This window comes from Nocardia sputi (assembly GCF_023501985.1).
In genome coordinates this window covers 16,910-38,905 of sequence record NZ_JAMFLC010000019.1, presented here as the reverse complement: position 1 = coordinate 38,905, position 21,996 = coordinate 16,910, and the positions used below count along the sequence as shown (strand labels likewise).

General features: G+C 66.5%; 19 protein-coding genes and 1 pseudogene. 11 read left to right on the top strand and 9 right to left on the bottom strand.

The window, feature by feature from the left end; all coding sequences use genetic code 11:
* Window positions 1–153: 153 nt before the first annotated feature.
* Window positions 154–429 (bottom strand): annotated as a pseudogene (locus tag M8859_RS24105) (DEAD/DEAH box helicase); the annotation flags it as partial.
* A gap of 478 nt (window positions 430–907) precedes the next feature.
* On the opposite strand from M8859_RS24105, the gene M8859_RS24100 reads away from it, so the two are divergent.
* From M8859_RS24100 to argH, 9 genes are all read left to right on the top strand, one after another.
* Window positions 908–1,222, top strand: a complete 315-nt coding sequence (locus M8859_RS24100) for a WXG100 family type VII secretion target (RefSeq protein ID WP_159923939.1) — start codon at window positions 908–910, stop codon at window positions 1,220–1,222.
* 19 nt (window positions 1,223–1,241) lie between these two features.
* On the top strand, window positions 1,242–1,550 hold the full coding sequence (locus M8859_RS24095; protein ID WP_159923941.1) for a WXG100 family type VII secretion target: 309 nt from the start codon (window positions 1,242–1,244) through the stop codon (window positions 1,548–1,550).
* Window positions 1,547–2,881, top strand: coding sequence for a polymorphic toxin type 24 domain-containing protein (locus M8859_RS37330; RefSeq protein WP_249644862.1), 1,335 nt, complete (start codon window positions 1,547–1,549; stop codon window positions 2,879–2,881). The genes M8859_RS24095 and M8859_RS37330 overlap by 4 nt, the downstream gene beginning before the upstream one ends.
* Window positions 2,881–3,306, top strand: coding sequence for a HEAT repeat domain-containing protein (locus M8859_RS24085; protein ID WP_195139861.1), 426 nt, complete (start codon window positions 2,881–2,883; stop codon window positions 3,304–3,306). The genes M8859_RS37330 and M8859_RS24085 overlap by 1 nt, the downstream gene beginning before the upstream one ends.
* 319 nt (window positions 3,307–3,625) lie before the next feature.
* Window positions 3,626–3,988: a hypothetical protein gene (locus tag M8859_RS24080; protein ID WP_249644861.1), complete on the top strand. Its 363-nt coding sequence runs from the start codon at window positions 3,626–3,628 to the stop codon at window positions 3,986–3,988.
* Between the two features lie 144 nt (window positions 3,989–4,132).
* A complete protein-coding gene (locus M8859_RS24075; RefSeq protein ID WP_308221230.1) occupies window positions 4,133–4,642 on the top strand; it encodes a DUF2247 family protein in 510 nt (169 codons plus the stop codon).
* A gap of 411 nt (window positions 4,643–5,053) precedes the next feature.
* On the top strand, window positions 5,054–5,446 hold the full coding sequence (locus tag M8859_RS24070) for a tyrosine--tRNA ligase (protein ID WP_249644859.1): 393 nt from the start codon (window positions 5,054–5,056) through the stop codon (window positions 5,444–5,446).
* Between the two features lie 233 nt (window positions 5,447–5,679).
* Window positions 5,680–6,882, top strand: a complete 1,203-nt coding sequence (locus M8859_RS24065; RefSeq protein WP_159923967.1) for an argininosuccinate synthase — start codon at window positions 5,680–5,682, stop codon at window positions 6,880–6,882.
* A 243-nt stretch (window positions 6,883–7,125) separates the two neighbouring features.
* On the top strand, window positions 7,126–8,541 hold the full coding sequence (gene argH / locus M8859_RS24060) for an argininosuccinate lyase (RefSeq protein ID WP_249644858.1): 1,416 nt from the start codon (window positions 7,126–7,128) through the stop codon (window positions 8,539–8,541).
* A 43-nt stretch (window positions 8,542–8,584) separates the two neighbouring features.
* On the opposite strand, the gene M8859_RS24055 is transcribed toward argH, so the two are convergent.
* Window positions 8,585–9,847: a cytochrome P450 family protein gene (locus tag M8859_RS24055; protein WP_249644857.1), complete on the bottom strand. Its 1,263-nt coding sequence runs from the start codon at window positions 9,845–9,847 to the stop codon at window positions 8,585–8,587.
* Between the two features lie 121 nt (window positions 9,848–9,968).
* Between M8859_RS24055 and M8859_RS24050 the strand changes: the two genes are divergently transcribed.
* A complete protein-coding gene (locus M8859_RS24050) occupies window positions 9,969–10,292 on the top strand; it encodes a DMT family transporter (RefSeq protein ID WP_195139858.1) in 324 nt (107 codons plus the stop codon).
* Between the two features lie 52 nt (window positions 10,293–10,344).
* Here the strand turns inward: M8859_RS24050 and ilvA are convergent, their stop codons facing one another.
* The 7 genes from ilvA to M8859_RS24015 form a co-directional block, all read right to left on the bottom strand.
* Window positions 10,345–11,550, bottom strand: a complete 1,206-nt coding sequence (gene ilvA / locus M8859_RS24045; RefSeq protein WP_372492936.1) for a threonine ammonia-lyase — start codon at window positions 11,548–11,550, stop codon at window positions 10,345–10,347.
* Between the two features lie 47 nt (window positions 11,551–11,597).
* On the bottom strand, window positions 11,598–12,767 hold the full coding sequence (locus M8859_RS24040; protein WP_249644855.1) for a serine hydrolase domain-containing protein: 1,170 nt from the start codon (window positions 12,765–12,767) through the stop codon (window positions 11,598–11,600).
* Window positions 12,768–13,115: 348 nt separating this feature from the next.
* Window positions 13,116–13,466, bottom strand: coding sequence for a hypothetical protein (locus M8859_RS24035; RefSeq protein WP_159924066.1), 351 nt, complete (start codon window positions 13,464–13,466; stop codon window positions 13,116–13,118).
* 303 nt (window positions 13,467–13,769) lie between these two features.
* Window positions 13,770–14,345: an isopentenyl-diphosphate Delta-isomerase gene (idi, locus tag M8859_RS24030; RefSeq protein ID WP_159923979.1), complete on the bottom strand. Its 576-nt coding sequence runs from the start codon at window positions 14,343–14,345 to the stop codon at window positions 13,770–13,772.
* Entirely contained in the window at window positions 14,342–15,214 is an 873-nt protein-coding gene (locus tag M8859_RS24025) for a geranyl diphosphate 2-C-methyltransferase (RefSeq protein WP_159923981.1), read from the bottom strand. The genes idi and M8859_RS24025 overlap by 4 nt, the downstream gene beginning before the upstream one ends.
* Before the next feature lie 32 nt (window positions 15,215–15,246).
* On the bottom strand, window positions 15,247–16,788 hold the full coding sequence (locus tag M8859_RS24020) for a family 2 encapsulin nanocompartment cargo protein terpene cyclase (protein WP_195072373.1): 1,542 nt from the start codon (window positions 16,786–16,788) through the stop codon (window positions 15,247–15,249).
* Window positions 16,789–16,802: 14 nt separating this feature from the next.
* On the bottom strand, window positions 16,803–18,209 hold the full coding sequence (locus M8859_RS24015) for a family 2B encapsulin nanocompartment shell protein (protein WP_159923985.1): 1,407 nt from the start codon (window positions 18,207–18,209) through the stop codon (window positions 16,803–16,805).
* A gap of 787 nt (window positions 18,210–18,996) precedes the next feature.
* Between M8859_RS24015 and M8859_RS24010 the strand changes: the two genes are divergently transcribed.
* Window positions 18,997–21,948, top strand: coding sequence for an acyl-CoA synthetase (locus M8859_RS24010; RefSeq protein WP_249644854.1), 2,952 nt, complete (start codon window positions 18,997–18,999; stop codon window positions 21,946–21,948).
* Window positions 21,949–21,996: the final 48 nt, after the last annotated feature.

Here is a 21,996-nt window from a genome sequence, read left to right as displayed (position 1 = left end):
GGTCCAACCTCTTACGGATCGTGCCCCAGACGACCAGGCAGACGGATGGCTACCGGCACGACTATGGCGACGGCCAGGAGGCTGAATCCGGTGAACCGCCCGAGCAGACTCATCCGTTGGGCTATCGACATGTGTAGGCTCCGTTGATCAATTCGGATTGCCGACTGTCGCCGATAATCCGACCCGTTGGATCGGCGTCCCGGTGACCCGCTGCAATCTCTCCAAGACGGCCAGTAGATGCCATTCACGGTCGTCACCGGCGAAGGCGTGTACCTCATCGACCACGACCGCCCGGATATGGCCGAGCAATTCCCGATGATCGGTCTTTGTGCCGATCAGCATGGCTTCCAAAGATTCCGGTGTGGTCAGCAGAATGCCGGGATGCTCACGACGGATACGGTTGCGCTTGGAGTCGCTCCAGTCGGCGTGGGCGAGTCCGATGGCGAGCGAGGTGAGGGCGCCGCAGGCGATGACGGCGACGAGCGTGCGGCACATGTCGAGTGATCCTTGGCGTCGAAAGGTGGTTGTCGCGGTCAGCGGTTGCCGGCCACAAGGTAGTGGATGAGCCAGAGCGGCAGCCACAGGCCGCAGGTGATGATCGAGGGCATCAGGTGCAATCCGTGCGGGGCGGCGCGCTGCACGATCGGGCCTCCGTATCCCGCCTTGTTCTGCGCGCTTGAAGCGGATTAAAAGTTGCACGCACCCTCGGTTGCCCACCGGGCGATCAACCACCGCAACCAATCCGAGCCGGCACACGCCGGACCGAAGCCCGGCGAGAGGCCAGGCCGGTTCGGCTGCGACACGCTCTGACCCGGTCCGATGCTCGAGCCGCATCTCAACGCTATGGACGCAACCATCGGACGAGGTGAGGTAAGGTTGCCGGCATCAGGGCCTGGGGAGGGGGAGTATGGCGCAGGGTGATGGGACTTTCGATGTCGTCCCGTCCGAGGTTTCCGATGCGGGGCGTTACTTGCAGTTGACTGCCCAAGAATTGGTCGACGGAGTCCGTACCTTGGACACTGAAATCGGTGCCCTCTTGCAGGGATGGACCGGGGTCTCGGCGACCGCGTACCAGGCAGGCTGGGAGGAAACCCGTCAAGGCGCGCAAACCGTTCTGGACGCGCTCGCGACGCTGGCCGAATTGATGGGTGTCACCGCGGATACGCATATCCAGCTCGATACCGACCGCGCCACGAATACCAGTTCACTCGATCTGCCGTAGATCTCGGGGGAGATGACGCATGGCCGAACCGTTTCGGGTCGATCTGACCGAACTCGACGACATCACCGCGCGCGTGGCCGGATTCGCCGGTTTCCTCGAGGACAGTCTCGTCGGCATCCAGCAGCGGATCACCGCCGTTCAAGCCGGTTGGAGTGGCCCGTCTGCGACCGCCGCGAACGATGCCTTCGCTCGTTGGCTCACCGGCGCACAGGATGTCGCCGAGGGGATCCGCGAGATGCAGGCCGCCGCGGTCGCCGCGCATCAGCGTTACACCGCGGCCGTGGCCGCGAATCTGGAGATGCTCGGCCGTGGTGGAGCAGCGTCGTGACGGTGCTCGATGTCGCGCCGCAGGTCTACTACGACGCCGCCGTCGCGTGCAATACCGCCGCATCCGGTTTCATCAACGCTTTCCAGAACAAGATGCAGTCCCTCGATGAGACACGAGGCATGGCCGGCAGCATCGGCGACGGCAAGATCTGGGCCGAGTCCTATGACCAGCAGGCCAGCGACATGTGGAAGATTTCGCTCGACCTCACCATGGCGCTCGACGGCTACGCCCAAGTCCTGAATCAGGCCGGATACAACCACGCCCTCGCCGATCACGACCCTGCCGGCGGTCGGCCCGAGCCTCAGCTGCCGAGCCTGGCGGCGGCATTCGGCTACACACCGCTGGAACTGTTGTCGACGATTCCGCCCTCCGCAGGCGGCGACGGGCGCGGCCTGGTCGACGACGGTCTGGAACTTGCCACCAAGGTCGGTATCCCGATCCCGGATGGCGACACCGCCAAGTTGTCGCACGCGGCCGATGTGTGGCACACGCTGTCCACTCACGAGTCCGTCACCGCTGTCGCGACCGAACTCGAACGCGCCGCGGTGATGTTCGAACAGGTCACGTCACCGGACGCCAGCTTCATCGATGAAGATCTGCGCGAACTGAAAACCGTTGCCTCCGACCTGGCCGGCGCCTATGGCGAGATGGCCCAATCCTGCCGCGACCAGAAACAAGCCCACGACGCCCTGCGGGCCGAGCTCGAGCGACTACTCGGGGACCTCGCCAAGGAAATTGCCGTAGAAGTGGCCGTCAGCCTCGCGCTGTCGGTCCTTGTCTCCTGCGTCAGTTTCGGCGTCGGCGCCGCCGCCGTGGCCGCAAGAACCACCGCTGCGGTCGCCAGGATCATCGATAAATTCGCCGACCTCATCAAAATTGCGGTCAAAGCCGCGAAACTCCGCACCGCCGTCGTGGTCGAACGCGTCACCACCAAAACAAAAGGGACTGTCCAACGCATCAAGGATCTCACCGTCAAGCTCATCGAAAAGATCCGGAACAAGGTTCCGAAGAACTCCTTGACGGATGAGTTGAGCAGCGCTCAGGTGTGGACTGGGCGAACACTGCCGACAAAAGGTCCGCCGAACGGGTATCTGGTGAAGAAGGATGCCAATGGTAATATCACACACTACTCGTACTTCGACGAAGACGGTATTGCCACCAAGCGTGTCGATCTGACCGGAAAGCCGCACTACGACAAGGCAACTGGTCAAGAAATTCCGACGCCGCATGTCGTCGAAGTGAGAAAGAATGTGAATCCGAAAACGGGAGAAAAGTTCGGCCAAACACTGCCGGATAGTGTCAGGCCGGCCTTACCGGAGGAGATCCCATAATGCACGGTAGCAGTGAACCCCAGGCTGCGGTGGAAGTCATCGTCGCCAGATCGCGCGATCTCGATACCGGGACCAGGGTTGCCTCCGTGCAGGAACTGGCCAAGTGGATCGATCAACCGGCAGCGCTGAATCGTTTGACCGAAATGTTGCACGACCAGAATGTCACGGTGATGGTCGATGCGGCAGAGGTATTGGCCCGTAGGGGCGGGGCGGCCGGTATACGGGGGATATTGGAAGAAATTGGTCGAAGTGGGGACGATGCGGACGTCGATTACGTCATGTACAAGCTCGAAGAACTGGAGGCGCTCGGTGAGGCGCCGATCCTGGATGTGGCAAGATCGTTCGACGCTTCCCGGGAGTCGGCCAACTTTCGAGCCGGATTGAGTGAGGTCGAGCGCTATATGGGACACCATAATCCGAAATGATCACCTCTAGCTGTAGTGATCTGCATTTATCGCAAGAGAGATCTGTCGCGGTCGCGCCGGGAGCCACTTTGCGCGCATTCGTTGAGATCGGCAACGTAGGAACGGATGGATGAACTTCCCCGGCACATAACGCAACTGCGCTAGTGGTCGAACCCGACGGGTCAATTGTCGAGTCCAGGGGCGACCTCTCGGAGTTTCTTCAGTACATCCCCCATGATAAGCTCATGAGAGGTAGTTGATGTATTCAGGGTATCCAAGAAAGCCTAAAAATTTCGAGATCCATCAGTTGATGTGCATGCGCTGTTCCGATGATGTGAAGATGGCCAAACTCGAAGCGTATGGCGTCACGCTACAAGAGGCTGAGCGCGTTGCTGACAAGGTGTCACGCATGCTGTCTCTGGGGCGACTGCAGTTTTTGAAACTACCAGAGCTCATCGGTGTTCATGCTCCAGGTACGTCCACAGTGCGGTATGCCAGCGCATTTTGGCCACAGTTCGAATTCGTTGCAAAGGGCACGCATTTCGGGGCGATCGGCGATGCGCCATTCAGGAGAATCTCGGGCAGCCCTCCGGCAGTCGATGAGCCGACCGAACTGCCACCTTGGAGCGTGACGGTCGACGAGTTCGAAGAGCTTTTCGGTCCCCTCAGTGAGGGAGAGCAATTGCTGCCTAACGCGGAGTAACTGTTCGAACGCTCCGGGCGAACGTATGTCGCTGCGTTCGGTTGGGGATTGCTTCTCGAGGTGGTGGAGAATCCGACTGCGATGGCGAAACCTGCTGACTAGTAGGGACCCGGGGCTCGGATTCATGGATGAAACGGTGGAGCCATCGTCAGATTCAATATTCCTGCATCATTCATCACGGACTGGGCTCGCCTGACTCCAGGCGAGCTTCATTATGGTTATGTCAACCGATGGATATCGCCGGTGGACGTGGTCGAGTTGGCGCTGGGCTATGTCGTGCCAGCTGATTCCAAGGCGGGTTCTATCGAGGAGATCTCCCTTTTGCTCTCGGATGAGTTGGATCGTCTCCTTCATCTGATGGATCAACTCGTCGACAGTCATGACCGTGTCTGGTCCTATCTAGCAATCGCTTGGGTGCATGAGAACCAGGCAGAATTCGAGGATCCCTTCAAAACTGTCGATCTGCTCTTCGCCGATTTTGGTTACCCGCAAGATGTCGGGGAATTCGTCACCTTCATGCCGCCGCCACCCGGCGGTGTTTCAGGATATCCTGGCCTTCGTCAACGTTGGCAGAAGTACCTCGAACAAAAACGCTCCGAATTTCTCCGCGCGAGGATATCGGACGCGGTTGATGGTTCCCGAGAAAGTTCGTGAATTCTCAACCCGCTCGACAGGTGGTGGGCCTGTCACTTCGCTGTGAAGGCTACACCTTGTCGCGTCAGGGTAGTCCGCAGGTTCGGCTCGAGTCGGGTCTGTGGCACCGTCGAATCCGCACGACGCACTTGAAATGTTCGCCCAAGATAGTCGCTCGAGTGGTCCGGTGGGTCGAGGACGGCGCGCCGTCCCGTTCGCACCATGAGGTGAGTATTTCGCATCTGGAGGCGATCGTGTTCGTCGCCATCGTCTGCCTCGCTCCATTTCAGGGACCAGGTCTTGCTGACTGCGGTACCGGCCGAACTCTCGGCTCAGTCCTCCCGGATCAGCAGGAACGGCGTTGCAGCGGCGGTGATGGACTTGCCGCCGAGGCTCTCCAGAATCAGGTTCAGCCGGCGGCCACCGACGGAGGTGGCGAAGGCGCGAGCCTGCACGTCTACGCCGCTGATCACCAAGGCCGACGGCACCGAGTTCGGCAAGACCGACGGGAGTGCGATCTGGCTCGACGCGAAGATGACCTCGCCGTACGACTTCTACCAGTTCTGGCTCAACGCCGAGGACGCCAAGGTCGCCGACTATCTGATTATTTTCACCTTTCGCGGCCGGGACGAGATCGCGGCGCTCGAGGAGCGCACCCGGGATCGTCCCGCGCAACGGGACGCGCAGCGCGCACTCGCCGAGGACGTCACCGCCCTGGTGCACGGTGAGGAAACGATGCAGCGGGTGCGTGCGGCCGGCCAGGCGCTGGTCGGCACCGGCAATCTGCCCGCACCCCCGAATCCGGCACTCTGTGTGTCAGGTTGACCCCAGTGAGTTCAGTGCGAAGGAGGACAGCCCAGGCATCGGGGCGCCAGATCGGCGCGGATCGCGGAGGCCACCCCAATTGTGAATGGGCTTGCATCATCGTGCATAATCATTTGCAGAACGACGCGGGCCTGCCCAGGCTGGTCTCGAGGCGTCGGGGCCGGGCCGTTCCCACGCTCGGACACCCGCCATACTGCTGATACACCTACTGAACTTCGAGGAGCACACAGAACATGTCCGAGCGCGTCGTACTCGCCTACTCCGGTGGGCTGGACACCTCCGTGGCGATCAGCTGGATCGGCAAGGAGACCGGCGCCGAAGTGGTGGCCGTGGCCATCGACCTCGGCCAAGGTGGCGAGGACATGAACGTGGTGCGTCAGCGCGCCCTGGACTGCGGCGCCGTCGAGGCCATCGTGATCGACGCTCGCGACGAGTTCGCCGACCAGTACTGCCTGCCCACCATCCAGGCCAACGCGCTGTACATGGGCCAGTATCCGCTGGTGTCGGCGATCAGCCGCCCGCTCATCGTCAAGCACCTGGTCGAGGCCGCCAAGTTCCACGGCGCCAGCACCGTCGCGCACGGCTGCACCGGCAAGGGCAACGACCAAGTCCGCTTCGAGGTGGGCATCGGCGCGCTCGCGCCCGATTTGAACGTGATCGCCCCGGTGCGGGATTACGCGTGGACCCGGGAGAAGGCCATCGCCTTCGCCGAGGAGAACGCGCTGCCGATCAACGTCACCAAGAAGTCGCCGTTCTCCATCGACCAGAACGTCTGGGGCCGCGCGGTGGAGACCGGGTTCCTCGAGGACCTGTGGAACGCTCCGACCAAGGACGTCTACGACTACACCTCCGACCCGACCGTCAACTTCGAGGCTCCGGACGAGCTGATCGTCACCTTCGACAAGGGTGTGCCGGTGGCCATCGACGGCCGCCAGGTCAGCGTGCTGGAGGCCATCGTGGAGCTGAACCACCGCGCTGGCCGCCAGGGCGTCGGCCGGCTCGACATGGTCGAGGACCGTCTGGTCGGTATCAAGAGCCGCGAGATCTACGAAGCGCCGGGCGCCATGGCGCTGATCACGGCGCACCAAGCGCTCGAGCACGTCACCATCGAGCGCGAGCTGGGCCGCTATAAGCGGCAGGTCGAGCAGCGCTGGGGCGAGCTGGCCTACGACGGTCTGTGGTTCTCCCCGCTCAAGCGGGCGCTGGACGCGTTCATCGGCGACACCCAGCAGCACGTCTCCGGCGACATCCGGATGGTCCTGCACGGCGGCTCCATCGTGGTCAACGGCCGTCGCTCCGAGCAGTCGCTCTACGACTTCAACCTGGCCACCTACGACGAGGGCGACACCTTCGATCAGTCGCTGGCCAAGGGCTTCGTCCAGATCCACGGCCTGTCCTCCAAGGTCGCCGCCCGCCGCGACCTGAACCAGAAGTAAGCGCCAGGCGCGCCGGTGCGCGAACGCGTACCGGCGCGCCGACTGCTCATGTGAAGTCGTAGTCTCGGAGCCGGATGACTCGGTGTGCGTCTGTTCGGGCTGGTACGCGAGGGCTTCACCAGGGCACGACATTCGAACAAAGACCTCGAGCGGCACCTGAACGAAATTGTTTTGTCTCCCGACTTGTACGGCTTGAAGCACGCAGCGGCGGGGGAGCCTGAATAACCGGAGAGGCGGACAAGCATGAGCAGCGGCACGAACCAAGGCGCGCTTTGGGGCGGGCGATTCGCCTCCGGCCCGGCCGAGGCCATGGCCGCGCTGAGCAAGTCGACGCACTTCGACTGGGCGCTGGCCCCCTACGACATCCGGGCCTCCAAGGCGCACGCGCGGGTGCTGCACAAAGCCGGCCTGCTGTCGGACACCGATCTCGCGGGCATGCTGGAGGGCCTGGATCGTCTCGCGGCGGACGTGGAGTCCGGTGCGTTCGGTCCCGCCGAGTCGGACGAGGACGTGCACGGCGCGCTGGAGCGCGGCCTGATCGAGCGCGTCGGCGCGGAGCTCGGTGGCCGTCTTCGGGCCGGGCGTTCCCGCAACGACCAGGTGGCCACGCTGTTCCGGATGTGGCTGCGCGATGGGGTGCGCCGGGTGGCTGCGGGTGTGCTCGCGGTGATCGACGCGCTGGTCGAGCAGGCCGCCGCGCACCCGGACGCGGTGATGCCGGGCAAGACGCACTTGCAGGCGGCGCAGCCGGTGCTGCTGGCCCACCATCTGCTCGCGCACGCCCATCCGCTGCTGCGCGATCTCGACCGGCTGCGCGACTTCGACCGCCGCGCCGCGGTGTCGCCCTACGGTTCCGGCGCGCTCGCGGGTTCCTCGCTCGGTCTCGACCCGGAGGCGATCGCCGCGGAACTGGATTTCGATGCGGCGGCCGCCAACTCGATCGACGCCACCTCGGCGCGGGACTTCGCCGCCGAGGCCGCGTTCGTGCTCGCCATGATCGGCGTCGATCTGAGCCGGATGGCCGAAGAGGTGATCCTCTGGAGCACACCGGAATTCGGCTACGTCACCTTGGCCGACGCCTGGTCGACCGGCTCGTCGATCATGCCGCAGAAGAAGAACCCGGACGTCTCCGAGCTGACCCGCGGCAAGGCGGGCAGGCTGATCGGCAACCTCACCGGTCTGCTGGCCACCCTGAAGGCGCAACCGCTGGCCTACAACCGTGACCTGCAGGAAGACAAAGAACCCCTGTTCGACTCGGTCGCGCAACTCGAACTGCTGCTCCCGGCCATCGCGGGCCTGGTGTCGACGCTGACCTTCCACACCGACCGCATGGCCGAACTCGCGCCGGCCGGTTTCACGCTGGCCACCGACATCGCCGAATGGCTCGTCCGCCAGGGCGTGCCGTTCCGGGTCGCGCACGAGGCGGCGGGTGCGTGCGTGCGCGTAGCCGAGTCCCGCGGCGTCGGCCTCGACGAACTCACCGACGACGAGTTCGCCGCCGTCGACCCGGCGCTGACCGGGAAAGTACGCGAGGTACTCACCGTGGGAGGTTCCATCGCGTCTCGCAACGCCCGGGGCGGCACGGCCGGTGCGCAGGTCACGGCACAGCTCGCGGAGGTGCGCGGGGCGGCGGACACGGCGCGGGCCTGGCTCGGCTGATCCGGCCAGCCGAGCAGTTGCTGCTGAGCCGGTTGCGGGATGCCTACCCGACGATGGTGATGTCGGCGCCGCTGAACAGCAGATCGCTGCGCCGAACGGCACGACCTGAATCCGGCACGAGTTCGGCCTCCGGCGCCAGCTCGCGCAGCTGCTGGAGAAACACTTCGACGGCCAGCGTGGCCATGCTCTTGCCGGGACAGACGTGCCTGCCGAACCCGAAGGTCAACGGCATCTTGCCGGTCCCGCGCAGGTCGAGGCAGTCGGGGAAGACCTCCGGATCGCGATTGGCCGCGGCGAACAGCACGAGTAACGGCCCGGCGGGCAGCCGCGTGCCGCTGGACAACTCGACCGGCGTTCGGGCTCGGCGCTTCCACGCCACCAGCCCGGGATCGAGCTGAAGGATCTTCGCCGCGACCCGGCCGGCGTCCCGCGGGTCGGTGAGCAGGTCCCACCAGGCGCGGTCGGGATCGCCCAGCAGTCGCTGCACACCTTGCTGAATGCTGCCGCTCACCGTGTGCACGCCTGCGGCCAGGGAATTCGCCATGACCGACACCGCGATCCGATGCGAGAGCCCGGCATCGCGGAGCCTGCGCGCGAAGCCGGTCGCCTCGCTGCCGCGGCCCTCCCGCACCGCCTTGCCGCTCACCGTGAACAACCAGCCGAGCGCGCTCACCGCGTCGGCCAGTTCGCGGCCCCGCAGCACCCGGCCGAGCAGCCCCGATTGGGCGCCGCTCCAGGCTGCCACGTGCGGCCAGTCCGCCGCGGGCAAGCCGACCGCCGCGCCGACGGTCCGGGCGGCATAGGCGATCGACACCGCGCTCACGTCGACCGGCGACCCCGGTCGAAACCTCGCCTCGCGCACCGCGTCGTGGAAATGCTCGATCATCTCCGCCGCCCGGTTCGGACGCTCGGCCGGGGTGATCGTGAAGTGTCCGGTGGGTCCGGCCATGGTGTTCCACACGCGCTTGTGCAGGCGGTCGTCGCCGAGGTTCGCGGTGGCTTTCGCGGGTGGCGGAACCAGGTGCCGGACGAAATGCGGGATGGCTCGCGGAGTCGCCGCGATGCGCGCGTAGCCCACCAAGGGGTCCAGCGAATTCGCGTTGGAGATGCCGGGCGTCCTCGCCTCCAGCACCTCGCGCACGTCGGCGTATTTCCAGATCATGCGCAGTCCGGACGGATGTGCGTAGCTAGGTTCGGGCCAGGCGTGCAACCGCCGGTACCGCTCGTCGCGTTCGCCGTACGGCAACTCGTTGCAGGTCACTTCATGGAACGGAAAAGCGGTTACCGCAACGTTCGAGCTACGCATGTGCCGAGCGTAGCCGCGCGTCGTCCCGCAACCCGTCGGCGAATTCCCTGCGATGGGGAGCGTACGCGTTTGCGGAACGCTGCCCGGTATGAGCCGCGCGAGGCTCGATTACGCTGCGAAAATGACCTTGCTGCTGCTTGCCTTGGCCATCGCTTCCGAGGTGACCGCGACCGTTTCACTCAAGATCTCCGAGGGATTCACCAAACTCGTTCCGTCGATCGTGGTGGTCGTCGGATACTGCGCGGCGTTCTTCTTCCTGGCCCAGGCACTGAAGCGGGGCATGCCGATCGGGGTGGCCTACGGCATCTGGTCGGCGGTGGGTGTGGCCGCTATCGCACTGATCGGCGTGCTGTTCCTGGACGAGCGACTGAGCCTGGTGCAGGTGGGCGGCATCGCTCTGGTGATTCTCGGAGTACTGGCTCTGGAACTCGGCGGCGCGCACTGACCTGCGGCTTGCCGCGTCCTCGCCTGCCGACCAAGACACCGGCGGTCACCGGTCAATCCGAGACGCGCACCGCGTATCCCGCGTTCGCGAGCGCGGTGAGCACGTCGTCACGATGCTCGGACCCGCGCGTCTCCAGCGTCAGCGCCACTTCGACCTCGTCCACCGCCAGCCAGGTTCCGGTGCGCGAATGCGCCACGTCGACGACACTGGCACCCGTCTTGCCGATCACCGCGAGCAGCGTGCCCAGCGCACCGGGGCGATCGGAGATCGTCACGCGCACAGCCAGATACCGGCCCGCGGCGCTCAAACCGTGCCCGATCACCCGGGTCAGCAGCAGCGGGTCGATATTGCCGCCGGACAAGATCGCACAGACCGGTCCGCGCAGGCCGAGCTCCGATGGTACGTGACTCATCAGGGCGGCGACCGCCGCGGCGCCCGCGGGCTCGACGATCACCTTCGCGCGTTCCAGGCACAGCAGCAGCGCCTGCGACAACGCTTCCTCGTCCACCGTCACGATGCTCGAAACATACTGGGCGACATGGGCGAAGGGCACCGCACCGGGCTGCCCGACCGCGATGCCGTCGGCCATGGTCGACATCCGGTCTATCCGCACCGGCGCACCCGCCGCCAGCGAGGCAGGCCAGGCGGCCGCTTCCGCCGCCTGAACCCCGATGACGCGCACGTCCGGCGCCAGGTGCCGCATCGCGACCGCGACACCCGCGAGGAGCCCGCCGCCGCCGGTGGGCACCAGCACCGTGCCCACCTGCGGCAGCTGCCGCAGGATCTCCCGGCCGATGGTGGCTTGACCGGCCACGATATCGGGATGGTCGAACGGGTGGATCAGCGTCGCGCCGGACCGTTCGGCGAAATCCAGCGCCGCGTCCAGCGACTCGTCGATGGTTTCGCCGACCTGGCGCACCTGGGCGCCATAGGCCTTGGTCGGCGTCAATTTCGGCAGGGAGGCCCCGACCGGCATGAACACCGTGGACGCTATGCCGAGCGACGACGCCGACCACGCGACCCCCTGCGCATGGTTGCCCGCGCTCGCGGCGACGACGCCACGCTCGCGTGCCTCCTGCGACAGGTTGGCGATCCGGTTGTAGGCGCCGCGCGGCTTGAACGAGCCGGTCCGCTGCAAATTCTCGCACTTCAACCACACTTCGGTGCCCGCGCGCTCGGACAGCGCCCGCGACGCCAGCAGTGGCGTGCGCCTGATCACCGGGGCCAGCAGCCGCGCGGCCGCCTCGATTCGCGACATGTCAACCGACTCCATACCGCCATGCTGCCATTCGGGCAGCCAGACGGTCAGGCGGCTCGGGCGAGGTTGTGAGCCAGCGCACCGAGGCGGGCCAAGCGGGCATCGCCCAAAGGAGTCAGCCTGCTGCCGAGGCGGTTGGTGACGAAGCCCAGCGACATCCCGGTCGCGGGATCGGCGAAACCACCGGAGCCGCCGAGCCCGAAATGGCCGAACGCCGAGATCGGTTCGGCCCTGGATGGTTTCATCGGCACGCCGTGGTAGCCGAGTGCCCACGGAATGCGGAAGGCCAGCACGTAATCGGGGGTGAAGACCTGTCGCCGGGTCATTCGCTCGATGGTGTCCCCGTGCAGTAGCTGGTAGCCGTCCAACCGTCCGCCGTCGGCGAGCGCGCCGTACACCCGGGCCAGCGCCCGCGCGGAGAAGACGCCGTTGAGGCCGGGCATCACCGAATCGTGCAGGCGCGGGTCGGCGACCAGTTCGGCGAACCCCGTCGGCGTCGTGTCGGCCGCGGCCGCGAAGCGGGTGCGGGCCAGTAGCCGTGAGCCGCGCTCCCAGCTCATCCCAGCGACGGTGAGACGCGGGAAGTTGGTGGCGATACGCCCGCGCTCGGATTCCGGAACACGGAACCACAGTTCCTCCGCCCCGAGCGGTTGCGCGATCTCCGTGCGCAGCACATCGGTGAACTCCGACCCGGCGACCCGGCGCACCAGCTCAGCGACCAGATGCCCGTAGGTGATGCCGTGATAGCCGCTGGTCACCTCGTGCCGCGGATCGGGAGCGGCGGCCGCGAGCGCCGCGGTGACCGCCGCGTCGTCGAAGAACAGCTCGATCGGGCCCGGCAGCAGTCCGCGCAGGCGGTGCAGCCCGGCCCGGTGGGTCAGCATCGCGCGCACCGTGACGCGGTCCTTGCCCGCGGCCGCGAACTCGGGCCAGTATGTCGCGACCGGCTCGTCGTAATCGATCAGGCCGCGCTCGGCCAACCGGTGCACCAGTGTGCTCGCGATACCTTTGCCGGTGGAATACGCCATCGCGACGGTGTCGTGCGCCCACGGGACGTCGGGATGCGCGTATCCGGCCCAGACATCCACGACCGGCTCGCCGTGCAGATAGACCGCCAGCGCCCCGCCGCCGTCGGACGGCCGCCGGAACAGCCGGTCGAATTCGGCGACCAAACGTGCGAAGCGGCGATCGACGTGCTGTGCTGCCGAAACTGTCATCGAAACCTCGTGCTCGATTTCCAGCGCATGGGACGCTGCGTGCTCGCGGCCCATTATGGCCCTCGTCCGAGCGGCCGCCAGATCATCGAGGCGTGGGGGAAGGCGGACTGTCCGACGCGATCGTTTCGGAATGTGGGGGCGGCAGCGCACCTGCGTACCGAGGTCGGCGTGGCGGTGGTCAGCGTGGCCATGATGGTCGAGTGGCGGCGTGGCGGCGGCGCCGACGTTGTAAACGCGGCTCACGCGCAGTCGCGCAGTCGGGTAGGGGAGGGGGCGCTACCGTCCGGGCACGAGCGCACTGCCCTGACCCGGACGGGGGCTCGCCGAGTTCGTGCAGCGTCCGAGGGATCAGGCGGCCACGGCGGTCGCGAGCTTCCGCAACTCGGCGTCGGGGTCTGCCACGTCGACCACGAGGCGTGTCACGTCGGCGCCTGCCAAGTCGATACGAATGGCGTGCCCGTCGAAGCGTGTGTCCCAGAATTCCTTGCGGCCTTTGCCCCGGAACGTTCCCGCCGCGATGACGCCGGGGAAGAACGCGCCGGGCGCGCGCACCCACGGCGGGCGGCGATCGACCCCGGCCAAGCCGAGCGCGGTGATGTCGGACAAATCGAACGTCAGCTGGTCGCGCAGTGCGAGCAGCTGATGGGCGCCGCGCACGTGCACGGTCACCCTCGTTCCGGTGACCTCGAATTCGACCATCACGCACCTCACTTCACCGAGAACTCCAACAACGTCAACGATGCAGAACGGTCCTGGCCAAAGCCTGTGCCGTTCCTATGATTTCTCTCAGTTTCTGTCCATGGTGTTACAGGGATATGCGCATCTATCAATGAGATCGTCCCGGCTGCCGGTAACAGCACGCTCGAACGCGGAGTTACGAGACAGCCGGGAAAGGGAGGTGCCGCGACGTCGCGAAGCTGGATCGAGGCAGCCGGATCGGCGTCGACCACCAGCAGTCGACGATGTGCTCGGCTGCCTCGGGCCATAGAAGTCGAGGGACGGTCAGGGTGTCGAGCTTCTCGGGACGTACGCGGGCTCGGCTATGTCGAGGACTCCCGCCAGCCATGGTGTGTAGGCGTCCGGATTGTCGACCAGCGCGTCGCGGAGCGCGTCCGGTTGGATCCAGGCGTAGTCGGCGACCTCGGCCGGATCCGGCCGAGGTGTCCCGATGTCCAACCGCCCGATCAGCACGTGATCCCATTCGGATTCGACGCGACCGGTCCGCGGGTCCGCGGCGTGGTACCGGTAGATTCCCGCTTCGGTGAGCGCGCAGGTCAGGCCCATTTCCTCGTTCAGTCGCAGCCCTGCGGCGGTCGCGACCGGTTCGTCAGGTGCGGGGTGCCCACAGCAGGTGTTGGCCCACAGCGACGGAAATCTGGTCTTCACCGCCGCACGCTGCTGCAACAGCACCCGGCCCGCCGAGTCGAAGAGCAACACGGAGAACGCGCGGTGCAGTCGCCCCGGAGCTAGATGGGCCTCGGCGACCGAGCACTCGCCGACCGCGCGGCCCATGTCGTCGACGAGCTCGACGGGCAGGGCCTCGCGGTCGGTGTGCTGCTGGGCGAGGGTGTCGGTCACCTGCCCACCTTATCGGCGGCGATGAGCATGTAGTGGAAGCTGCCCTCCCGGTAGGCGGTCAGGAACGGCTTCTCGACGCCGGTGGCCAGCTCGGATTTCGTCCGCAGCTCCCAATACGGGATTGTCGCGGCGGTGAGCTCGGTCACGGCGATGGGCACCAGGTTGTTCTCGGCCATGGCGCGGAAGTACTCGCTGCGCGGATGGATCATGCAGCCGTAGTGCGCGTCGATCCAGCTGACCGAGGACGAACGGCCACCGGTGACATCATTGGAGCAGCCGGTGATGCACACGTAGCGTCCGCCCGGTTCCAGCAGGCGGGAGAACTCGCGGAACAGGTCGAACAGGTCCACGTACATGGTGGTCTCGTTGGTCCAGATGCCGCGCATGGAACCGGTCTCGAATCCGGTGTCCAGCATGTTGCGGAAGTGGAACTTCACCTTGTCCGCGACACCGCGGCGGGCGGCCTGGTCGTTGGCGAAGCCGACCTGGTATTCGGAGATGGTCACCCCGTCGACCTGGCAGCCGAAGCGCTGATTGGCCATGAAGCTGGTGCCCCCGCGGCCGGAGCCGCCGTCCATCAGCCGGTCGCCGGGGCGGACGTCGCCGAGGTGGTCGAGCAGGAACTCCGCCTGCGCGGTCTCCAGCCGGTGCAACTCGGTGACGATGCGTTCCTCGCGGGTGTCCTCCGGGCCGGTCAGCACGGACAGATCCGGGTCGCCGATGCCGTAGTGATGGTGGTAGAGCCCGTCGACCTCACCGAGTTTGGTGTTGACCCGGTCGTCGTTCGGGTTGTTGTTCCAGTACGCGGCGACGGACTTCTGGTAACTGGTACGCAGAACGGTCCCGGTGTCCGGGTTGAGCATGGTCATGCGCGATCATCCTCTCTCGGTGCGGTACTGCTTCATTTCACATCGCGATAGCGTTTGCTGTCGGCGTGCCAGGCACGGTTGCCGCCCATCCAGGCCCACAGGCCGGCGAGGAAGCGGCGTAGCTGCGGCGATCCCGCCGCGGCCAGGGGCGCCGCCTCGCGTTCGAACCGGTGCACCAGTTCGTCGTGCACCTCGGCGGTGCGCAGCACGGCCTCGCGGCGTGAGCAGCGCTCCTCGGCGGCGAGGACGGTCGGCAGATTGAACTCTCTGCCGTTGGAAAGGTCCTCGCGCGCCATCGAATACAGGTCGTTCACCATCTGGCTGGCCAGCGCCGCCGTGGTGACCACACGGCGCACCGCCGGGTGGGTGTACTCCGCGGCTCGCAACTCGTAGCCGCCGAGCACGTCGGTCGGCGCCATGCAGGGCAAGAAGCTGTGCGGTTGCCGGTTGGTGAGGTATTCCCACACCGGCGGCATCCGTCCCGCCGCCCGCCAACCCGCTTCCGCGCCGAGCGCGATGAACCAGCCCGCGATCTCGGTGCGCAGCCGGGCCAGCTGCGCCGGGCTGGCGTAGCGCGCCAGATGGTCGAAGGACGTGCGGAAGGCGCGCAGGATGGGGTCGGCCTCGAGAGCCGCCTCGAGCTGGGCGACGTATCGCACGGGCAGGTGAACCGGGTCCATGGCGGCGGCGGCCAATTCGAGCCGGGGACCCAGTTCGGCCTCGGCACTGGACGGCGTGCCGTCCGGAGCCCGGTCGTCGGCGTCCTCCTCGCAGTAGTAGTCGTCCACCGACCATTCCGAGACGGCGCACTTCGCCGCTGCCAGCAGCCGGTCCGCGTCGTCGCAGTCCGGGTGGGCGAGCATGATCAGCCGACCGAAATCGGCGTCGCGCAACTCCTCCAGCCGGCCCTCGTACAGCCCGATGTCCCTCGCCCAATCGACGATCCCGGTATTGACGGCTTCGGCCAGAGCGGGATCGTCACGCAGCGGCGGCGGGCAGTACAGCGGGGGAATCGGATCCGGTCGATCGCGGTGCGTCGTGCTGGTCGGCATTCGCGGCGTGCGCGCGGAATCACCGGCGGGTTCCGGGCCGGGCGCCGTGTGCCCGGCCGTGCGTGGCGACACCGCGATGCCGTCTCTTCCGAAGAACGCCGACGCTGTGCCGAGTCCGGTCGGTCCGGTGGGGATGCGTGGCGGCGACGACACCGGCATCCGTTTCACCGATCTCGGTATGCCGCCGGGCGTGGCCGCTGTTCTGGTTTCGTCGATGGCGGTGCCCCGCCCGTCGGTGTGGACAGCGGCCGAGGTCGCCGCCACGACGGCGGGCGTCGTGACACGGTCCGTGCCACCAATCGGCAGCAGCAGGGCGGCGGCGCCGAGGCCGGATGGACCGAGCAACCCGGCGGGCCGCACACCCGCTGGTCCATCCGGGGGCGGAATATCCGGTGCGTCAGCTTTTTTCGGCGCGAAGAGGTCGGACGGAGCGGCCGTCCCGGTGTTGGTGAGCAGCGCGACGACGGTGGCGGCGACCTCATTGGAGGCCTGCGCCGCCGCGGCGCGGGAGAGCACCGACATGCTCATCACCCCGGTCAGTCCGCTTGCCGGGCGACCAGGACGTTGTCGAGCACGCCGAGGGCGTCGGGCACCAGCACGGCGGCCGAGTAATAGCAGCTGATCAGGTAGGAGATGATCGACTGGTCATCGATGCCCTTGAAGCGCACGTTCAGGCTGGGCTCGTACTCGTCCGGGATCCCGGTCTGGTGCAGGCCGATCACGCCCTGGTCCTTCTCGCCGGTGCGCATGGCCAGGATCGAGGTGGTCTGGGTGTCGCTGATCGGGATCTTGCCGCACGGGAAGATCGGCACGCCGCGCCACGCGGGCACACGATGTCCGTCCACCTCGACCGGGTCCGGGTAGAGCCCGCGCTTGCTGCATTCGCGTCCGAACGCCGCGATCGCTTTCGGGTGGGCGAGGAAGAGTTTCGTGCTGCGGCGCATGCTGAGCAGTTCGTCCATGTCGTCCGGGGTGGGCGCGCCGGTCTCGGTGTAGATGCGCTGTTTCAGATCGCAGTTGTGCAGCAGGCCGAAGTCGGGATTGTTGACCAGGTCGTACTCCCGCCGTTCGTAGAGCGCCTCGATGGTCAGGCGCAGTTGCTGCTCGACCTGGTTCATCGGGTCGTTGAACAGGTCGGCGACTCTGGTATGCACGCGCAGCACGCTCTGCGCCAGGCTGAGCTCGTACTGCCGCGGGGAGGCGTCGTAGTCGACGAACGTGCCTTCCAGCAGCGGCTCCCCGGAGTGGCCGGAGGCGACCTCGATGTCGGCCTCGCCTTTGTTGTTCTGGCGGTGGGTGGGCGCGGACGCGACGCGGGAGAGTTGCTCCCGCAGCGCCGGAGCGCTGTCGAGGTACTCCGTCAGGGATTGCCGGGGAAGCACCAGCATGGTCGTCTTGGTCACCGTCTTTACGGTGACGGGCCAGATCGCCGAGGGCTCGATGAGCATCACGTCGCCGAAGTAGTCACCGCCCCCCAGCATGCCGAGCTTTGTCTGCTCTCCGTATTCGCCCGAACCGATCTTGCTCAATTTGCCGTGCACGATCAGCAGAACCTGATCCATCGGGTTGCCGAATTCCGCTACTACAGTGCCCGGTTCGAGATCACGCTGTTCGAAACGCTCTGCGAGGCCGCGCAACACGTCCTCGTCGTCGAAATGGCGCAGTGCCGGAAGCTCTTGCAATTCGAGGGGAATCACCCGTGCGGAGCCGCCGTCGATGACGAATTCCACCTCCCCGTTGCCCACGGTATGGGTCAGGCGGCGGTTCACCCGATACACACCGCCGTTGACCTGCGTCCACGGCAGCACGCGGGTGAGCCAGCGCGAGCTGATGCCCTGCATCTGCGGTTCGGATTTGGTGGTGTGCGCGAGTAGGCCTGCCGTGCTGGTGCTCAGGCTCCTGCGCACGTTGTTTTCCGTTTCGACTGGCATTTCTATGGTCATGCGTGGTCCTCACCTCGAGACGGCCACCGGGAGCCGGTGACGGGTTTTGGGGCAGGGTGAATACGGAGTCGTCGATAGTGTCGATAGTTCAGAGTCGCTGGGTGTTCACATCAAAACAGCAGCGGGTATGTCCGCGAAGAGCTCATCGAACGAGATTGCCTACGCGCCAAGGCGTTCCAGACGTGATCGATGGTAGACGCCGAAAGCTGCTGCGCACAGGAAAACTTCGAAGATTCGCGCGAGTGCCTGCGGATGGTTACGACACGCAGTCGATTCCGGTAACGGCGGGTGGCGCCCAGAGATGAATCTGCCAATTGCCTTGCGATTGCCCATGATCAGCTCTCTGTATCGATGCCTCCTGCCCTGTGGTCGGGCGTCGTACTCGATGTGATGACCAGACCACCGCGGCGACCCACCGGCAATGCGCAGGCGGCTCCCACCGGCGCGCTCGTTCGCTTATCAAGAGATCGGGCTCAGCCATGGCTGACGTGTGCGTGGCTGTGCCGGGAGCGGCTCGTCTCCCTGGGTAGGGTGGGTCGGTATTCGCTCAGGGGGGCGGCGTGCCCACCGAGGCGCACCGGTGACTCTCCGCTGTCGGTTTCCCGGTGCCTCGCACGTTCGCCGGGCGCCGTTCACGAGCCGATGCGTAAACGTCATGGAAGCCGACCGCGGCATCCATGCATGTGTCGTGTCACAGCGGACACATAATGGACAGGTGGTATGGGAAGCTCGTCTGAACACCTCGCGGTGTGTGATGCGGGTCACGTTCTAGGTAGGGCCAGGAGCGATGGTGAAGTTGAATGCGAAGGATGTGGTGGGCTCGGTGCAGCGGTTGATGGCGACCGCGCAGAACGGCCTGGAGGTCATCCGCTTCGGCGGGCTGACCCATGACGTCGCGTCCTCTCCGTTCGAAGTCGTGGAGCGCAGACGCATGTACCGGCTGCGCCATTACTTCCCCGACGACGCCACCCCCGGCCGTCCGGTGGCCCTGCTGGTCCCGCCGCTCATGGTGAACGCCGACATCTGGGACGTGAACGCCGAGGACGGCGCCGTCGGGATCCTGCACCGCGGTGGCGTCGACTGCTGGGTGGTGGACTTCGGCTCGCCCGCGAGTGAGGAGGGCGGCTGGCAACGCGACCTCGCCGACCACGTGCTCGCCGTCAACAGCGCCATCGACACCGTCAACGAGGCCACCGGCAGCGGCGTGCACCTGATGGGCTACTCGCAGGGCGGCATGTTCGCCTACCAGTCCGCCGCCTACCGGTACGGCAAGGGCGTGGACAGCATCGTGACCTTCGGCAGCCCGGTCGACATCGTCGCGGGCATGCCGTTCGGACTGCCCTACGGCATGGTCTCCGACGTCGCCGACTTCCTGGCCGACCACGTGGTCACCCGGCTGCCGATCACCGACTCCATGGTGCGGATCGGCTTCCAATTGCTCGACCCGGTGAAGACGGCCAAGTCCAGGATCGATTTCCTGCGTCAGCTGCACGACCGGGAGGCGCTGCTGCCGAAGGAGCGCCAGCGCCGTTTCCTCAACAGCGACGGCTGGGTCGGTTACGCGGGCCCCGCCGCGGCGGACCTGCTCAAGCAGTTCGTCGCGCACAACCGGCTGATGCTCGGCGGTTTCGTGATCCGCGATCAGCCGATCTCGCTGGCCGAGCTGAAATGCCCGATCCTGGCGTTCGTCGGCGAGGTGGACGACATCGGACAGCCCGCCGCCGTGCGCGGCATCGTGCGGGCCGCGCCCAACGCCGAGGTCTACGAGGCGACCTTGGTGGCGGGGCACTTCGGCCTCGTGGCCGGAAGCACGGCCACCAACCACACCTGGCCGCTGGTGCGGCAGTGGGTCGAGTGGATGGACGGCGACAAGCCGCTGCCCCCGGAGATCGTGCCGATGGCCGAGCATGTGGCGAGCAATCGCCCCCGGTCGGCGGCGACCCGGGTGGTGCACACCGCCGCGACGCTGGCGGAGGCGGGCACCGGGGTGGGCAAAGCACTCGAGGGCATCGCGAACAACACGGTGCGCGGCTCGATCGAACTGGCCGGCGAAGCGGCACGGGCACTACCCAGGCTGACCCGACTGGGCATGATCCAGCCGCACACCCGGGTATCACTCGGCCGACTGCTGGCCGAGCAGGCGCGGCGCGCGCCGCGGCGGGACCTGTTCCTGTTCGACGACCGGGTGCACACCAACGCGGCGGTCAACACGCGCATCGACAACGTGGTGCGCGGCCTGATCTCGGTGGGCGTGCGTCCCGCCATGCGGGTCGGCCTGGTGATGGAGACACGGCCGAGCGCGTTGGCCGCTGTCGCGGCGCTGTCGCGGCTGGGCGCGGTGGCGGTGCTGCTGGCCCCGAACAGCGAACTGAGCCGCGCGATCGAGCTGACCGGCGTGGATACCCTGATCGCCGACCCGGAGAACCTGCGGCAGGCCGCCGAGACCGGCGCCCGGGTGCTGGTGCTCGGGGGCGGCGACACCCGCGAATTGTCCCTGCCCTCCGGGGATCGCTTGATCGACCTCGAGCAGATCGACCCGGCCCGGGTGCAGCTGCCCGCGTGGTACCGGCCCGATCCGGGCTTGGCGCGGGAGCTGGCGTTCGTGCTCGTCACCGGCACCGGCGACCGACTGGAGACCAAGTACATCACCAACCATCGCTGGGCGCTGTCGGCGTTCGGTACCGCGACCACGGCTGATCTCGACCGTAAGGACACGGTGTACTGCCTCGCCCCGCTGCATCATTCCTCCGGGCTGCTGGTCAGTCTCGGCGGAGCGGTCGCCGGCGGGAGCCGGATCGCGCTGGCCCGGTCGCTGAATCCGGAGCGCTTCGCCGAGGAGGTGCACCGCTACGGCGTCACCGTCGTCACCTACACCTGGACCATGCTGCGCGACATCCTCGACGCCGAGGTGTTCCCGGCCGGTCATCGCCACCCCATCCGGTTGTTCATCGGCTCCGGTATGCCCGCCGGGCTGTGGCGGCGCACCGTCGAGCAGTTCGAACCCGCCCGGGTACTGGAGTTCTACGCTTCGATCGAGGGCGACGTGGTGCTGGCCAATGTGGCCGGTCAGAAGCGCGGGTGCAAGGGCAGGCCGGTTCCCGGCACCGCGAAGGTGGAATTGGTCGCCTACGATCCGCTCACCGAGCGCGTTCTGGTCGACGGCTCGGGCTTCGCCCGGCGCTGCGCGGACAACGAGGTGGGCTTGCTGATCGGCAAAGCGTCCGACGGCATCGACATCTCCGCCGGCGGCCTGCGCGGGGTCTTCACGGCGGGCGACTCCTGGATGCCGACGGAGAATTTGTTCCGCCGCGACAGCGACGGCGACTACTGGCTGATCGACCGCACGGACACGGTGATCCACACCCGGCGCGGGCCGGTGTTCGGGCAGCCGATCGTCGACGTGCTCAACGACATCACCGCGGTCGACATGGAAGTCACCTACGGCCTCAATGTCGGTGACCACTGCATCGCGGTGGCCGCAGTGAGCGTGCGCGAAGGCTTCCACCTGGAACCGAAGGACGTCACCGAGGCGTTGCGCGCGCTGGAACCGGATCAGCGGCCCGACCTGGTGTACGTGGTGAACGACATTCCCCGCAGCTCGTCCTTCCGCCCCTCCGCCCGTGCGGTGCAGGCGGCCGGGCGCCCCGAGCCGGGACCGGACACCTGGTGGTACAACCGGGCTTCCGATGCCTACGAGATCCTCACCGAGGACCAAGCACACACATTGCTCGGCGATTGACGCGATTCACGTTGCCGAAGCGCCGGATTCACCGACCGATGGCATAGT

Excerpts from the sequence above, each read along its gene's own strand:
- M8859_RS24100 (WP_159923939.1), top strand. The coding sequence starts at position 908 with ATGGCGCAGGGTGATGGGACTTTCGATGTCGTCCCGTCCGAGGTTTCC.
- M8859_RS24095 (WP_159923941.1), top strand. The coding sequence starts at position 1,242 with ATGGCCGAACCGTTTCGGGTCGATCTGACCGAACTCGACGACATCACC.
- M8859_RS24085 (WP_195139861.1), top strand. The coding sequence starts at position 2,881 with ATGCACGGTAGCAGTGAACCCCAGGCTGCGGTGGAAGTCATCGTCGCC.
- M8859_RS24080 (WP_249644861.1), top strand. The coding sequence starts at position 3,626 with ATGGCCAAACTCGAAGCGTATGGCGTCACGCTACAAGAGGCTGAGCGC.
- M8859_RS24065 (WP_159923967.1), top strand. The coding sequence starts at position 5,680 with ATGTCCGAGCGCGTCGTACTCGCCTACTCCGGTGGGCTGGACACCTCC.
- argH (WP_249644858.1), top strand. The coding sequence starts at position 7,126 with ATGAGCAGCGGCACGAACCAAGGCGCGCTTTGGGGCGGGCGATTCGCC.
- M8859_RS24055 (WP_249644857.1), bottom strand. The coding sequence starts at position 9,847 with ATGCGTAGCTCGAACGTTGCGGTAACCGCTTTTCCGTTCCATGAAGTG.
- M8859_RS24050 (WP_195139858.1), top strand. The coding sequence starts at position 9,969 with ATGACCTTGCTGCTGCTTGCCTTGGCCATCGCTTCCGAGGTGACCGCG.
- ilvA (WP_372492936.1), bottom strand. The coding sequence starts at position 11,550 with ATGTCGCGAATCGAGGCGGCCGCGCGGCTGCTGGCCCCGGTGATCAGG.
- M8859_RS24040 (WP_249644855.1), bottom strand. The coding sequence starts at position 12,767 with ATGACAGTTTCGGCAGCACAGCACGTCGATCGCCGCTTCGCACGTTTG.
- M8859_RS24035 (WP_159924066.1), bottom strand. The coding sequence starts at position 13,466 with ATGGTCGAATTCGAGGTCACCGGAACGAGGGTGACCGTGCACGTGCGC.
- M8859_RS24025 (WP_159923981.1), bottom strand. The coding sequence starts at position 15,214 with ATGACCATGCTCAACCCGGACACCGGGACCGTTCTGCGTACCAGTTAC.
- M8859_RS24020 (WP_195072373.1), bottom strand. The coding sequence starts at position 16,788 with ATGTCGGTGCTCTCCCGCGCCGCGGCGGCGCAGGCCTCCAATGAGGTC.
- M8859_RS24015 (WP_159923985.1), bottom strand. The coding sequence starts at position 18,209 with ATGACCATAGAAATGCCAGTCGAAACGGAAAACAACGTGCGCAGGAGC.
- M8859_RS24010 (WP_249644854.1), top strand. The coding sequence starts at position 18,997 with ATGGTGAAGTTGAATGCGAAGGATGTGGTGGGCTCGGTGCAGCGGTTG.